We start from the raw sequence: 14232 nt of genomic DNA on the forward strand, positions 1-14232 counted from the left end.
ATATGACGGCGAAACGCACGACAACTACAATCCGGCCTTTATGGCGGCCCTCGGCATGAGCGAGGAAACGATCGCCTCCGTACTGGCCCAGCGCGACTATGAGCGGACAGATGGGCAGTTGGCGCGGCGCCGGATGGCCTATGTGGTCGAGTCCGATCCATTGTTCCTGGAGTGGCAATATGACAAGACACCCGCCGCCGAGCAGACGTGGCGAGACAAGGTGGCGGAGATCAAGTCCCGATACCCCGTTGCCGGCGACGGGGCCACAGAATGATCGTTCGTCTTGAGCCCATTACGGCGATCGTGGTCGCCGTGCTGCTTGGCTGGGCGTGGAATGCCGCGACCGCTCCGGGGCCTGTCTGTCAGGTGCAGGAGCGGCACCAGGGTAAAACCGTCCTGGTGCCGCGCCCCTGCGCCGATGTGCTGCCAAAGTAATTGAACCCGCCCCGGCCATGTGCCGGGGCTCTGAGGCTCGAATCGCGATCTGGAACTATGGGCGCCACAACAATCGCCATGATTACCCCCAGAAATGATGCTCCAGTTTGGGGCCATCTTGGGGCCAAAAAATGCAGGAATAATGTGTTTGGGGCTAAAATGGGGCCACGAAAAGAGCTGGGGAAAGCCAAGATTAGCTGCTGATAACTAATTGTAAGCTTCTGAATTTGCCAGCTTTATGCGGCTCTTGGTGGCTCTATCTAGCTTTCGTTCTGCCTCAATGGTTCATCGTGTAAATAAATTGAGCCATTGGCTAATTCTCTTCCTTTCAGCAGTTTAATGTCTTGGCATTAACAAACTGATGTCGTGGTGGGGCCGGGCCGACGGGCCGTCAACCCGGTTCCAAAAAACCCGTCGATTGTAAACCAATGGGAGAGGGGCGGCAAAGCCGGGCGCCGCAGGCCGGGACGGCCGACAGGCGCGAGGGAAGAGGGGCAACCGGGTAAGCTCAGCGCGGTGAGTTGCGGCGGGCCGGTTTGTCAGGATCCTGCCCCGAGTAGTAGAGCACCCGCTGCACATACTCCTGGGTTTCCTGATAGGGCGGCACACCGCCGTGGCGCAGCACGGCCTGCTCCCCGGCGTTGTAGGCGGCGCTGATCCTCACCCAGTCCGGACCGAACTGCTTCTCCAGCCACTTCAGGTAGATCATGGCACCACGGATGTTCTGCTGGGCATCGAACGGCCGGGTCACGCCGAAGCGGGCCTGGGTTTCGGGAATGAGCTGCATGACGCCCTGCGCCTGCTTGGGGGAGACGGCGGTACTGTTCAGATTGGATTCGGCGATGGCGATGGCCAGGGCGAGTTGAGGGTCCACTTTGTGACGCTGGGCGGCCTGGCGGATCATGACGGCCAGCTTTTGCTTGGCCTGTGACTGTCTGGCCAGGTAGCGCTCCTGATCGAAGGGGGTACTGGGGCGCACCCAGGGGGCTCCGCCACCGCCTCCAATGCCGCAGGTACCCAGGGGCGCATTGCCGACCCGCTCGTTGTAGTAACGGGCGGCTTGCTGGTTGCCAAGGCGCATGGCCATGGCCAGGTAGGCGTTGGCGCTGCGGGCATTGCGGATCCCCTGGGGGCCGCGGGCCAGCAGGCGGCCGATGCGGTAATAGGCTTCCGGGTTGCCAAGGTTGGCGGCGGTGCAGTAGTGGGCGATGGCCTGCCGCGGATTGCCCTGTTCCATGGCGGCGCCCTGGCGCAGTGCGCTCATGGCCTTGGGGGCCTGACGAAAGGGATCTGCGTGGGAAGTGGTGGCGAGCAGTATCAGGAGTCCCCAGCCCCAGAGTCGTTTTTTCATGGAAACCTCGTCGTTGGTATCCGCAACATATAGGCCCGATCCGGGGAGGGACGCCAGCCAGCAGATGGAACATCTGGTTATGTGGGTGAGCGGCAGAGATGAAAACGGTATGGAACTTTTGGTGCAGAGGAGAGGCGGTATGGCTCCCGGGTCAGTGACTGCTTTGATAGATTTGTTAATTGAAGTTCAATATGCTGACACAGTTGTTTTCTAACGCCTTGTATTTGCATGATGTCAGCCAGGCCTCGATGCAATGTCGTCGGGTCTGCCGGGTGAATCGATAGCGCCTCTGATGAGGGCAGGATGTGCATATGGTCGAATCGGTCGATATCTCTGTCGTGGTACCCGCCAAGGATGAGCGGGACAATCTGGCCCCGCTTGTCGGCGAAATAGATGCCGCCCTTGGGGGCAGGTTCGAGTACGAACTTATCTATGTGGACGATGGCAGTGTGGACGACAGCCATGTGGTGCTGCGCGATTTGCAGACGCGTTTCACCAGGCTGAGGGTGCTGTGCCATGTCCATGCCGTGGGCCAGAGCATGGCGGTGCTGAGCGGTGTGCGCCACGGGCGTGGCGACTGGCTGGTGGTACTCGACGGCGATGGTCAGAACGATCCCGCCGACATTCCCGCCATGCTGGAGGAGGCGATGCGCCGCTACCAGAGCGATCCATACCAGGTGGGCCTCATCGGCCACAGGGTCAACCGCCGTGACGACTGGGTCAAGCGCCTCTCTTCAAAGCTGGCCAACGGCTTTCGCGATCTGCTGCTGCGCGACGGCATTCCGGATACCGGCTGCGGGCTCAAGGTGGTGCGTCGCGACTGGTATCTGAAACTGCCCGCCTTCAATCACATGCACCGCTACATCCCCGCGCTGATCCAGGCACAAGGGGGGCGCATGGCGCCCTGGCCGGTCAACCACAGGCCACGCCAGGCGGGCATCTCCAAATACGGGGTCTGGAACCGGCTCTGGGTCGGGCTGGTGGACGTGGTCGGGGTCTGGTGGTTGCTGCGCCGATCCAAGGTGGTTGAAATCCGGGAGATGCTGGAGTGATGGACACCTGGCTGTCTACCCCCATCGACTGGCTGGACTGGACCGGGGTGCATGTCACCGGCTGGAAGCTGATCGGCTACACAGGGGCGCTGATGTTCGGCGGACGCTGGCTGGTGCAGTTTCTGGCGTCCAGGCGGGCGGGACGACCCGTCATCCCGCGCCTGTTCTGGTACATGAGCGTGCTCGGCAGCCTGATGACGCTCAGTTACTTCACCTTCTCTCCCAAGCAGGACTCCGTCGGCGTGCTGCAAAACCTCTTCCCCACCTTCACCGCACTCTACAGCCTCTATCTCGATATCCAGCATCGGGGCTGGCGGCGGGACAAGGCAGTGACCGGGGAGGCCCGTCATGGTGAGTGATCGCACCCTGCTCAATCAGACGTCCCTTGGCTGGTTGCTGCTGATCGCGCTGGTGGTGCTGGGGGCCGGGCTGGGTCTGCGGGATCCCTGGCCGGCGGACGAGCCGCGCTTCGCCCTGATCGCCCGGGAGATGGTGGAGAGTGGCCAGTGGCTCTTCCCCATGCGCGGCGGGGAGCTCTATCCGGACAAGCCGCCGCTGTTTATGTGGGGGATCGCGATCGGTTATGTGTTGACTGGCTCTATCAAGGTGGCCTTTCTGCTGCCCTCCCTGCTGTCTGGCTTGCTGACCATCTTGCTGGTGTGGGATCTGGGGCGCCGCCTGTGGGATCCTGCGACGGGATTTCTGGCGGGCTTGCTGCTGCTCTTTACCGTCCAGTTCACCCTGCAGGCCAAGACGGCGCAGATCGACGGCCTGGTCACCTTCTTCATCACCCTCGGTCTCTATGGTTTTCTGCGCTTCCTCCTCTGCGGTGGCGGGTGGCGCTGGTACTGGCTCGGCTGGTTTGCCGCGGGGCTTGGCGTCATCACCAAGGGGGTGGGAGTACTGGCCCTGCTGGTGCTGCTTCCCGCGCTCTGGACCCACAGGGCACAAATCCGCGCCGCGCCTTTGTCAGCCTGGCTGAAGGCCCTGCTCGGGCCGCTGGCCATGGCCCTGGCGATGGGCCTCTGGCTGGTCCCCATGCTGGAGGCCGTGACCCGAAGCGGAGATCCCCTCCTGCTGGCCTACAGAGACAACATACTGCTGCGCCAGACGGTGACTCGCTATACCAGCGCCTGGCACCACGTCAAACCCTTCTGGTACTACCTCACCTCGGTGATCCCGCCGTTCTGGCTGCCGCTCTCCCTGCTGCTGCCCTGGCTGGTGGTGGCCTGGCGGCGCGCCATCCGGGCGCAGGACAGGCGTATCCTGCTGCTGCTGGGTTATCTGGTGCTGGTGGTGCTGTTTTTCTCCTGCTCGCCGGGCAAGCGGGGCGTCTACATCACACCCGGTACGCCCGCCCTGGCGCTCCTTACCGCACCCTTCATCGGCACCCTGCTGGTCCGGGTCTGGCCGGGGCGACTGCTGGCCGGGCTCGGCTGGCTGCTGGGGGGGGCAGGGCTGGTGGGGGCTCTGGTGCTGGCATTTAGCGACAGAGTGGCCAGCCGTCTGGGGGAACTGGGGCCGGATCCCTGGCTTCCCCTGCTGGTGCTGGGGGGATCCTTGCTGCTGATCAATGCCTGGCTTCGCCGGGCGCCACTGACCGCCATTCTCAGCTCCCTGGCGGTGGGGTGGTTGATCTACTCCTGCTGGATCAGCGTGCGCCTCAACGAGGTGCGCACCCCTCAGGCAGTCATGGCATTGGCGGCGCAGAAGGTGCCTGCGGGGGATGAACTGCTGCTGGCGGGATTCAAGGAGCAGCATCTGCTGTTTAGCCTGCAACCAGTGAAACATTACCCTTATCTGATGGGGGACGGGGAGCAGGCCCGGGAAGCTGCCGCCTGGATAGGGGCTGCCCCCGGGCGCTGGGTACTGGGGAGCGCCGACCTGATGGTGAGGTGTTTTGACCCCGCGAAGATGGAAAACCTCGGCAACCGTCACCGCACCGACTGGCTGCTGGCAGGCCCGCAGGCCCTCAAACCCGCCTGTCGTGGGCTCTCCCCCACCATGGTGCCCTTCAGCTATACCCCTTCATCCTGAGCGCAGGGTCTGAGCCAGGGGACCCTGCCACCTCGTTTGGCTCAGACCCGGTAGTAGTCCCGATACCAGCGGACAAAGCTGTCTACACCTTCCTTGAGCCCGATACGGGGGCGATAGCCCGTGGCGTCGAACAGCGAGCGGGTGTCGGCCCAGGTGGCGAGCACGTCGCCGGGCTGCATGGGCAGCATGTTGCGGATGGCCCGTTTGCCGAGGGCCGACTCGATGGCATCCACGAAGTCCAGCAGCCTGACCGGGCTGCCGTTGCCGATGTTGAAGAGGCGATAGGGGGCCGGGCTGGCGTCCGGGGCTCCCTGCCAGTGGGCATCGCCCGCGGGGGGGCTGTCTGAGATGCGCACTACCCCCTCGACGATGTCGTCGACATGGGTGAAATCCCGGCTGAGCTGGCCCTGGTTGTAGAGGTCGATGGGGTCGCCGTTCAGGATGGCGTGTACGAACTTGAACAGGGCCATGTCGGGCCGACCCCAGGGGCCGTAGACGGTGAAAAAGCGCAGCCCGGTGGTGGGCAGGCCGTAGAGATGGGAGTAGGAGTGGGCCATCAGCTCCCCCGCCTTCTTGCTCGCCGCATAGAGGGAGACGGGATGATCCGCCCCATCGGACGGTTTGAACGGCATCTGTTCGTTCAGCCCGTAGACCGAGCTGGAGGAGGCATAGACCAGATGCTGCACTCGGGTCTGGCGACACCCCTCCAGCACGGTGAGGTGGCCGGTGAGGTTGCTGTCGGCGTAGGCGAAGGGGTTGTCCAGGGAGTAGCGCACCCCGGCCTGGGCCCCCAGATGGATCACCCGGTCAAACTGCTCGCGGGCAAAGAGCGAAGCCATGGCCGCGCGGTCCGCGAGATCGGTGCGCTCGAAGCGAAAGCCGGGCAGAGGCGTGAGCAGGGCGAGGCGCGCCTCCTTGAGACTCACCGCGTAGTAGTCGTTGAGGTTGTCTATCCCCACCACCTGATGGCCGTCGCCACAGAGCCTGCACGCCACATGAAATCCGATAAACCCGGCGGCGCCGGTGACGAGGTACTTCATCGCTCCTCCTGATGAGCCAGGCTGTCGCCACGGCCGATGGCATAGTAGGTGAAACCGCGCTGGCGTAGACGGGCCGGATCATAGAGGTTGCGGCCGTCGAAGATGATGGCCTGCTTCAGGGTCTGGCGAAGCAGGTCGAAATCCGGTGCGCGGAACTGTTGCCACTCGGTGCAGACGAGCAGGGCATCGGCCCCCTGAAGGGCGGCTTCCTGGGTGTCGCACAGGAGCAAATCTGCCCGCTGGCTATAGAGGCGGGCGGCCTCGGTCATGGCCTCGGGGTCGAACGCCTGCACCTTGCCTCCTGCCGCCCAGATCGCCTCCATCAGCACCCTGCTCGGGGCTTCGCGCATGTCGTCGGTATTGGGTTTGAAGGCGAGTCCCCATAACGCGAAGGTGCGCCCCGACAGACTGGCACCAAAATGGTGGTGCAGCCGGGTCATGAGCCTGTGCTTCTGCGCCTCGTTGACCTGCTCCACCGAGCGCAGCAGGGGGGTCTCGCACCCCGCCTCCTTCGCGGTGTGGATCAGCGCCCTGACATCCTTGGGGAAGCAGGATCCGCCATAACCGCAGCCTGGGTAGATGAAGTGGTGGCCGATGCGCGGATCGGCACCGATACCCTTGCGCACCTCCTCGATGTCGGCGCCCAGGGCTTCGGCCAGGGTGGCCATCTCGTTCATGAAGGAGATGCGGGTCGCCAGCATGGCGTTGGCGGCGTACTTGGTCAGTTCGGCGCTGCGTGCATCCATCCGCAGGATGCGGTCTCGCTTGCGGTTGAAGGGGGCGTAGAGCTCCTCCAGCAGGGAGAAGGCGTGATCGGAGTCGGTGCCGATGATGATGCGATCCGGCCGCAGGCAGTCGGCGACGGCGACGCCCTCCTTGAGAAATTCGGGGTTGGAGACCACGTCGAGCGGAAGGTCGAGACCACGGTCGGCGAGGCGCTCCGCAATGTGTCGCCGTACCCGGCTGGCGGTGCCGACAGGCACAGTGCTCTTGTTGACCACCACCTTGCCCCCTTGCATCAGGCGGCCTATGGTGTCCGCCACCGTCATTACCTGATGGAGGTCGGCAGACCCGTCCTCGTCCGGCGGCGTTCCGACCGCGATGAAGATAAGCTCGGCAAACTCCACCGCCCGGGCCGGGTCTGTGGTGAAGATCAGGCGACCGGCCTGATGGTTGCGCTGCACCAGGGGGGCGAGACCGGGCTCGAAGAGGGGAATGCGCCCCTCTTTCAGGCCCGCGACCTTGTCGGCATCCACATCCACGCAGGCCACCTTGTGACCCATCTCCGCCAGTACGGCGGCCTGAACCAACCCGACATAACCTATTCCGAATACGGTGACTCTCATCCGCTGTTGTTCCGCTGGCAGTGACAAGCGACTCATTCTAGAACGATTCGGGCGCGGGGGCAGCGGCCCGTTTCAGGTTTTTCAGCATCAGGCCGGCGGTGAGTGTGGGACATTTTGGTGCAAGGATTGTAACGCCTGGATGACGCGCACCATTTTGGCGCGTGAAGGGCGGGACTTGTGATCCATCTCACTCAAATTGGAGACTGTCGGCATAACGAAGCCCCGGTTAACGGGGCTCGCTCCGCCCGACGGGCGGCCAACACTCTCTTGCTTCGCGACTGGATACCTGGTTATGGACAACACTTCACGCTCTGCGCACCCGCTCTATGAGGATGTGCTCGCCTTGCTGACCGCAGCAGGCTTCGTTTCCCTCGGCATCTTCCTGTTCCATCAGGTCGGCCTGCTCACCGGTGGCACCGCCGGCCTGGCGCTGCTGCTGCAACAGGTGACCGGCATCAGCTTCGGCCTGCTGTTCTTCGCCATGAACCTGCCTTTCTATGCCCTGGCCTGGCTCAGAATGGGGCCGCGTTTCACCCTCAATACCTTTGCCGCCGTGGCCACCGTCTCCTTCATGACGGATCACCTCAACGCCGTGCTGCAAATCGGCAAGATCGAACCCGTCTATGCGGCGCTGATCGGCGGCACCCTGATCGGCATGGGGCTGCTCATCATGTTCCGCCACAAGGCGAGCCTGGGGGGCTTCAACATCCTGGCGCTCTTCATTCAGGACAGATGGGGTGTGCGGGCAGGCAAGCTGCAAATGGGGCTGGATTGCGCCATCGTGGTCGCCTCTTTCTTCGTGGTCTCCCCCTGGCTGCTGGCGCTTTCCGTGGTGGCAGCCATCATCTGTAATCTGGTGTTGACACTCAATCACAAGCCGGGGCGCTACCAGATAGCCTGATGTGCCCAGGGGATTGCCCTGCTGGTCAGCCCAGGGCTGGATACCGCAAAAAGACAGAGCGCCTGATGGCGCTCTGTTGCTATCTGCCCCTGGGGGTCACACCACCATGGGGACGCCGCTCTCGGGGTGGTGGATCACCTGTGCGGGGTAGTCGTAGAGTCGCGCGATGAGCGCCGGGGTCAGCACCTCGCCTGCGCTGCCGTCAGCCATCAGCCTGCCCTGCTCCAGCATCACCAGCCTATCGGCGTAGCGGGCTGCCAGATTGAGGTCGTGCAACACCACCAGCACGGCGGTGTTGCGACCGGCCAGCGCCCGGGCCATGGCGAGCAACTGGTGCTGGTATTTGAGATCCAGCGCCGAGGTGGGCTCGTCCAGCAGCAGCAGCCGCGCTTGCTGCGGTTCCTCCGGGGCCTGCCAGATCTGGGCCAGCACCCGGGCGAACTGCACCCGTTGACGCTCCCCGCCGGAGAGGCCGGGATAGAGGCGGTTCGCCAGATGGTCGACCCCGGCGTGGGTCATGGCGGCGCGGACAATCTCGTCGCGCCGGCTGGCAGGCTCGCTGTGGGGCAGCCGGCCCATGGCCACCACCTCTTCGCACAGGAAGGGGAAGCTCAAGGAGGAGCTTTGCGGCAGCACACCGACCCGGTGGGCCAGAGCGTTGCCGGCCCACCCCCTGCGGGTCTGGCCGAACAGGTGGATCTCCCCTTCATGTTCCAGCTCGCCGGTCAGGCACTTGAGCAGCGAGCTTTTGCCCGCCCCGTTGGGGCCGAGCAGGGCGGTCAGGCTGCCGGCATGCAGGTCGAGATCCAGGCTGTCCAGGATAAGCCGGTTGCCGCGACTGAGGCGAAGGCCCCGGCAACTGAGCAGGGGGGAGGGGGATCCGGGCAAGGTGGCGATCTCCTGTTACAGGGTTCGGCGGCTCTTGACCAAGAGCCAGATGAAGAAGGGGGCACCCAGCAGGGCGGTGATGATGCCGACGGGCAGCTCGGCCGGAGCGAGCAGGGTGCGTGCCAGCATGTCGGCCCCCAGCAGCAGGCCAGCCCCCAACAGGGCAGACAGCGGCAACAGGCGGACATGGTTGGGACCGGCCAGCAGCCGTACCAGATGGGGAACCACCAGGCCGACAAAGCCGATCATGCCCGCCACGGCCACCGCCACGCCGACACCGGCAGCGGTGAGCAGGATGAGGCGACGCTTCAGTGTCTGCACGCTCACCCCCAGATGCCGTGCTTCTCCTTCTCCCAGCAGCAGGGCGTTGAGGGGATTGGCATCGCGCATGAACAGCAGCAGCAAAGCGGCCAGGGTCAGCAGCGCCAGCGTCACATCGACCGGCTTGCCTGCCGCCAGGGAGCCCATCTGCCACAGGCTCAGGTTGCGCAGCATCTGATCGTCGGCGAGATAGGTGAGCAGTCCGATGACGGCGCCGGAGAGCGCCGTGATGGCCACCCCGGCCAGCAGCATCACGGTGACCGAGGTGCCCCCTTCCCGGGTACCCAGCAGATAGACGAGGGTGGTGGTGAGGGCTCCGCCGAGAAAGGCGAGCAGGGGCAGCAACCCCAGGCCGAGCAGGCTCTGCAGGTGCGAGCCCAACGGGGCGAGCAGCACGATGGCCAGGGCCGCGCCGAGTGCCGCCCCCCCCGACACCCCTATGATGCCGGGGTCTGCCAGGGGGTTGCGAAACAGTCCCTGCATCACGGCGCCGCAGAGGCCGAGAATGCCCCCCACGGCGATGCAGAGCAGGGTTCGTGGCAGACGAATCTCCTGCACGATCAATAATTTGTGAGCCTCAATCCCGCTCTGTGGTCCGGCAAACAGGGCGCGCAGGCTCTCACCAAGGGAGAGGGACATGGGGCCGGTCGCGAGGGACCCGACCAGCAGCAACGCCAGCGCGCAGCCGGTCAGGGCGAGCAGCCAGGGCAGAGGCAGGCGCATCAGGAACCCTGCTTGATCCACTGGGCGATCTGGTTCGCCTGTTGCAAGGAACGAAGGCTGAGGCCCCCTTGCAGGGCATGTCCGTCGATGGCGTGGATAGCCTTGTTCTTGCCTGCCGGGGTGGCTGACAGGGCGGGCACCTGACTCAGGACGGCGTCGGGATCCTGATACTGCTGCCAGTCGCGGCCGCTCACCAGCACCAGATCAGGTTGCAGCTCGATGAGGGATTCGGTGGAGACGGGCTTGTAGTCGTGGAGCCCAGCCACCGGATTGACGCCGCCCGCCAGGGTGACGAGGGCGCTGGCGGTGGTGTTGCCACCGGCGATGCTGGTGGGCTGACCCTTGTGCAACAGCAGGAAGGCGACCTTGAGGGGCTTGTTCTGCTTCGCCTGCGCCGCCAGGGTATCGCTCTGGGCGGCAATCTCCTCCTTGAGCTTGCTCCCTGCCGCCTGGTCACCCAGGAGATGGGCCAGGGTGTCGATACGCTCGTTGAGGTTGGCCAGCGTAGGGGCTGTGGCCATGACCTCGACCTTGACGTTGGCACGGCGCAACTGATCAAGCGTGCTGTTCGGGCCCATCTCGTCGCTGCCGACCACCAGGGTCGGAGAGAGACTCAGGATCCCTTCGGCGGCGAGGGCACGGTGATAGCCGACCTTGGGCACGCCTCTGGGCTCCGGACTGCTGACATCGGTGGCGACCAGGCTCTGCTCGCCCCCCAGTGCCAGGATGAGTTCCGTGGTGGCCGGGCCTATGCTGACGATACGCTCCCCCGCCATGACGGATGGGGAAGAGAGGGAAAGGGCACAGCCGAGCAGGCTGAATGCGAGGGCAAAACGACGGCCCATGCGAACCTCCGAAGGGTGAATGAAATAGGGTTGCCGCCGAGAATATCAAGTCGTCCATCAAAATGCACTGAGAATGAAAGCGATTATCAATTGCGTTAATTGAGGTGCTTTATTACAGTATCCGCCGCGACACCGAGCACCATCGCCAGATCATCCAGGGAGAACCGATGAGCATTGCACAACGCATTCACGCGCTGCTGGAGCAAGACCCGAGCGCCCACCCGTCCACCCTCGCCACCGAGCTGGCCGTCAGCGAGTGGGAGGTGGTACGCCATCTGCCTGCCGCCCTGATGACGCAAGTGCCGGCCGGGGAGGCCGAAGCCCTGCTGGCGAACCTGGCCAGCTGGGGTCAGGTGACCACCATCGTCGAATCCGATGGCTCCATCTTCGAAGTGAAGGCTCCCTTCCCCAAGGGCAAGAACGCGCGCGGCTACTACAACCTGATGGGGCGGGACGGGGAGCTGCACGGCCACCTCAAGCTCGACAACGTGGCGGGCATCGCCCTGGTTAGCAAGCTCTTCATGGGCAAGGAGGGGCACTCCTTCCAGTTCTTCGGCCACAGTGGCCGCTGCATTTTCAAGATCTACCTGGGCCGGGACGAGCAGCGTCAACTGCTGCCTGAGCAGGTGGAGCGTTTCATGGCCCTGCGCCGTCAGTATCAAGAGGAAGTGAAAGCATGAGTGAACGTCAGGAGCGCCTGCAAAACCGCCTGCAACCGGAGATCCGCGAGTTCCGCGACGGTTGCCGTACCCTGCAGCTCGCCACTGTGGATGGCGAAGGCAACCCCAATGCCAGCTATGCCCCCTTCGTGCTGCAGGAAGATGGATACTATGTGCTCATCTCCGAGATAGCTCGCCACGCCCGCAACCTGCAACAGGTGCCCAAGGTATCGCTGATGCTGATCGAGGACGAAACCGGTGCCCGCGAGCTGTTTGCCCGCAAGCGTCTGACCTTCGATGCGGTCGCCGAGGTGGTGGCCCGCGACGACGCACGCTGGGAGAAGGCCGTTGCGGCGTTGGAAGGGCGCTTCGGCGAGATAGTCAAAGGGCTCTCCAACCTCAAGGACTTCGTGCTGTTTAGGCTCAAGCCCGAGCAGGGACTGTTCGTCAAGGGATTCGGTCAGGCATTCCGTGTCTCCGGCGACGAGCTGGTGGACTTCGTTCACCTGGTGGAAGGGCACAAACGCATCGACAACGGCGCCGAGCTGACCAGCCCGGCGGATGAACCCGTTTGAGGGGACTATCAGCGAGATGAGAAAACGGGCAGCCTGGGCTGCCCGTTTTGTTGTTATGTCCCGGGTTACTCCTGCCAGCCTGCCTGGTTGGGGAAGGCATCGCGATCGGCCTGGCTGGCGCTCTCGTTGCATTCCCCGCGGATCTTCCAGGAGGTCTGGCTGAGGACGATATAGCCGCTTCGGCAATACTTGCGCGTGGCCAGCATCTGGGTGAGCTGCTCGTCCTGCAGGGCTTCCCGGCGTTCCAGCAGGCTCTTGTCGCGGCGGCTCAGCCGGTTGTCATCTCCCTCCTGCAACCGGGTGGGCAGGACGTCGAGAGGGGCGGCCTCGAAGGTGAAGCGCTTGCTCCCGTCGTCGCTGATATGGGTGTGGAACAGGGGGGCCGGGCCATCGGGTGCTGCCCCCGGCAAGCCGGAGCAGGCGGTGAGCGCCGGTAACAGCAGCGTGAGGGCAACGGCAGAGAGTAGACGCACACAAGACTCCAATCGGGTGTTCACATCAGGACGGGCAGCTTAACACGCCCGCTCGGGTTGAATGGTGGCCAGCAGCTCATCCGTCGTGAGCAGGGTCACGCTTCTGCCTTGAGGCAGGCTCAGATGCCGCCACATGAAGTGGTGGTGCTGGATGATCTGCTCCGCACTCAGGTGCGGCCTGTCCGCCGTGGTATGGGCGTCGGTCACCGCAAAGGCGTCAAAGCCCCTGGCGGCGGCGCTGCGCAACGTGGTATCGACGCAAAAGTCGGTGGCACAGCCGCAGATGAGCAGTCTGTCTACCGACTGCTCTGCCAGCAGGAAGCCGAGCTCGGTGTCGAGGAAGCTGTCACAGGCGGTCTTGCGCACCCGGCTGTCGTGGGGAGACGGGGTCAGATCGGCGTGCAGTTGCCAGCCTGCACTGCCAGGTTCCAGCTCGGAACCCGGTTCGTCGTGTTGCACATAGATGACCCGTCCGTGTTGGCCCCGCACGCGATCGGCCAGACGATTGATGTTGGCGATGACCTGGGCATCCTGATGGCGGGGGTTATCGAACAACCCCTGTTGCATGTCGACGACGAGTAACACATCCATATGAAATCCTTGGGCTATTTTGAGGGTTGCAACCATTGGCTGCAGTCACGGCTTCGGGATTGATGCAGTGCGCCCATATCTTGCTTCATTTCCTTTGCATTTAGCCAGCGTTCCGGCAGGGGAGCGATGCGGACCCTGACATCGGCGTCTCTCCCGGGGTCTGTCTCGTCACCGGTTTGCGGCACGATGAGTGCCACCTTGAGTGCCGGATTGCGGCTGGCGATGCGACTGGCGATCCCGAGTCCCCCCTCCACGTGAAAGTTGCCTGCGATATGCATGATGCGCCTGCCGGGATGCTTGCCCAGATAATCCACCATGCTTTCGGCCATGGTGTCGTCCCAGCTGGTCTGGGCGGCGAAGCGACGGGCATTGCCGTCCGCATCCCCATGGTGCATGGAGGCCATGAACTTCTGGCGGTAGCCGTCATCCCCCAGAGTCAGCTCGCGGGCAATCTGGCTGCGGCGATTGGCCGGCAGTTTGTCGAGCCAGGCCGGTCCCTCCTGACCGACGCAGCTCACCAGGGGTTTGGGGGCATTGGCGGCGATCACTGGCAGGTGTTGCGCCTTGGCGAACTCCACCAGAGGGCGGTAATCACTCTGGTAGTTGGGCCAGGCATGGCCATCTCGAATGAGGGCCGATTCGCCGATGCGTCCGGCCAGGTAGGCATCCAGCACCGGCTGATCGGCGCGGCTGAACTGCTCCATGGAGAGCACCAGGGCCCGGCCATCGGCTTGCGACATCTCGTCAAGCCCTGCCAGCAGACGGGCCTGCAACAGATGGATGGCCGGGTGAGTGTGAAGCTCCCCCACCAGCACGATGTCGGCATCCGCCACCCGGGCCACCGCCTGCTCGAAGGTCAGCGCCTGCCCCTGGGCCGTATCGAGCTGTGCGTGATAGAGGGTCTCGGGTGGGGTGTTCTGCGGCGTGGTGGCGCAGGCGGCCAGCAGCAGGGGCAGGGCGAGCAGGGGGAGTCGTCGGATCATGGTTACTCATTC

General features: G+C 64.1%; 17 protein-coding genes. 8 read left to right on the plus strand and 9 right to left on the minus strand.

Annotated features, from left to right (window positions below; genetic code table 11):
* Both J9893_RS04735 and J9893_RS04740 read left to right on the plus strand, forming a co-directional pair.
* A partial coding sequence (locus J9893_RS04735; RefSeq protein WP_210600386.1) for a hypothetical protein occupies positions 1 to 274 on the plus strand: 274 nt, incomplete at its 5' end.
* A complete protein-coding gene (locus J9893_RS04740; protein ID WP_210600388.1) occupies positions 271 to 435 on the plus strand; it encodes a hypothetical protein in 165 nt (54 codons plus the stop codon). The genes J9893_RS04735 and J9893_RS04740, both read left to right, overlap by 4 nt.
* Before the next feature lie 508 nt (positions 436 to 943).
* On the opposite strand, the gene J9893_RS04745 is transcribed toward J9893_RS04740, so the two are convergent.
* Complete coding sequence (locus J9893_RS04745; protein WP_048208292.1) at positions 944 to 1786, minus strand: lytic transglycosylase domain-containing protein; 843 nt, start codon at positions 1784 to 1786, stop codon at positions 944 to 946.
* A gap of 311 nt (positions 1787 to 2097) precedes the next feature.
* Between J9893_RS04745 and J9893_RS04750 the strand changes: the two genes are divergently transcribed.
* The 3 genes from J9893_RS04750 to J9893_RS04760 are packed head-to-tail and all read left to right on the plus strand — an operon-like array spanning position 2098 to position 4875.
* Positions 2098 to 2838: a glycosyltransferase family 2 protein gene (locus tag J9893_RS04750; protein ID WP_210600390.1), complete on the plus strand. Its 741-nt coding sequence runs from the start codon at positions 2098 to 2100 to the stop codon at positions 2836 to 2838.
* Positions 2838 to 3197, plus strand: a complete 360-nt coding sequence (locus tag J9893_RS04755; RefSeq protein ID WP_210600392.1) for a lipid-A-disaccharide synthase N-terminal domain-containing protein — start codon at positions 2838 to 2840, stop codon at positions 3195 to 3197. The genes J9893_RS04750 and J9893_RS04755 overlap by 1 nt, the downstream gene beginning before the upstream one ends.
* On the plus strand, positions 3187 to 4875 hold the full coding sequence (locus J9893_RS04760) for a glycosyltransferase family 39 protein (protein WP_210600394.1): 1689 nt from the start codon (positions 3187 to 3189) through the stop codon (positions 4873 to 4875). Before J9893_RS04755 ends, J9893_RS04760 begins: the two co-directional genes overlap by 11 nt.
* A gap of 41 nt (positions 4876 to 4916) precedes the next feature.
* Here J9893_RS04760 and J9893_RS04765 read toward each other — a convergent pair whose 3' ends face one another.
* Complete coding sequence (locus tag J9893_RS04765; RefSeq protein ID WP_202015623.1) at positions 4917 to 5915, minus strand: NAD-dependent epimerase; 999 nt, start codon at positions 5913 to 5915, stop codon at positions 4917 to 4919.
* On the minus strand, positions 5912 to 7261 hold the full coding sequence (locus tag J9893_RS04770; protein WP_210600396.1) for a UDP-glucose/GDP-mannose dehydrogenase family protein: 1350 nt from the start codon (positions 7259 to 7261) through the stop codon (positions 5912 to 5914). Before J9893_RS04770 ends, J9893_RS04765 begins: the two co-directional genes overlap by 4 nt.
* Before the next feature lie 292 nt (positions 7262 to 7553).
* On the opposite strand from J9893_RS04770, the gene J9893_RS04775 reads away from it, so the two are divergent.
* Complete coding sequence (locus J9893_RS04775; RefSeq protein WP_039040037.1) at positions 7554 to 8162, plus strand: YitT family protein; 609 nt, start codon at positions 7554 to 7556, stop codon at positions 8160 to 8162.
* Positions 8163 to 8258: 96 nt separating this feature from the next.
* On the opposite strand, the gene J9893_RS04780 is transcribed toward J9893_RS04775, so the two are convergent.
* Genes J9893_RS04780 through J9893_RS04790 form a run of 3 tightly spaced genes read right to left on the minus strand, consistent with a single transcriptional unit; the run spans position 8259 to position 10939 of the window.
* A complete protein-coding gene (locus J9893_RS04780; RefSeq protein WP_042864344.1) occupies positions 8259 to 9050 on the minus strand; it encodes a heme ABC transporter ATP-binding protein in 792 nt (263 codons plus the stop codon).
* 15 nt (positions 9051 to 9065) lie between these two features.
* A complete protein-coding gene (locus J9893_RS04785) occupies positions 9066 to 10097 on the minus strand; it encodes an iron ABC transporter permease (RefSeq protein ID WP_164882007.1) in 1032 nt (343 codons plus the stop codon).
* Positions 10094 to 10939 carry an ABC transporter substrate-binding protein gene (locus J9893_RS04790; protein ID WP_103260746.1) on the minus strand — a complete coding sequence of 282 codons (846 nt, stop codon included), beginning with the start codon at positions 10937 to 10939 and terminating at the stop codon, positions 10094 to 10096. Before J9893_RS04790 ends, J9893_RS04785 begins: the two co-directional genes overlap by 4 nt.
* Positions 10940 to 11106: 167 nt before the next feature.
* Between J9893_RS04790 and hutX the strand changes: the two genes are divergently transcribed.
* A complete protein-coding gene (gene hutX, locus J9893_RS04795; RefSeq protein WP_042881286.1) occupies positions 11107 to 11619 on the plus strand; it encodes a heme utilization cystosolic carrier protein HutX in 513 nt (170 codons plus the stop codon).
* Positions 11616 to 12173, plus strand: a complete 558-nt coding sequence (hutZ, locus tag J9893_RS04800; RefSeq protein WP_010673228.1) for a heme utilization protein HutZ — start codon at positions 11616 to 11618, stop codon at positions 12171 to 12173. The genes hutX and hutZ overlap by 4 nt, the downstream gene beginning before the upstream one ends.
* Before the next feature lie 65 nt (positions 12174 to 12238).
* Here hutZ and J9893_RS04805 read toward each other — a convergent pair whose 3' ends face one another.
* From J9893_RS04805 to J9893_RS04815, 3 genes are read right to left on the minus strand one after another with little or no spacing between them, the layout of a single operon-like run.
* Positions 12239 to 12646: a hypothetical protein gene (locus J9893_RS04805; RefSeq protein ID WP_010673229.1), complete on the minus strand. Its 408-nt coding sequence runs from the start codon at positions 12644 to 12646 to the stop codon at positions 12239 to 12241.
* Positions 12647 to 12685: 39 nt separating this feature from the next.
* Positions 12686 to 13237, minus strand: a complete 552-nt coding sequence (locus J9893_RS04810; protein ID WP_048208276.1) for a cysteine hydrolase family protein — start codon at positions 13235 to 13237, stop codon at positions 12686 to 12688.
* 14 nt (positions 13238 to 13251) lie between these two features.
* Positions 13252 to 14220, minus strand: coding sequence for a ChaN family lipoprotein (locus J9893_RS04815; protein WP_210600397.1), 969 nt, complete (start codon positions 14218 to 14220; stop codon positions 13252 to 13254).
* Between the last annotated feature and the right edge of the window lie 12 nt (positions 14221 to 14232).

This window comes from Aeromonas sp. MaB10011B (assembly GCF_017939325.1).
GTDB lineage: Bacteria > Pseudomonadota > Gammaproteobacteria > Enterobacterales > Aeromonadaceae > Aeromonas > Aeromonas caviae.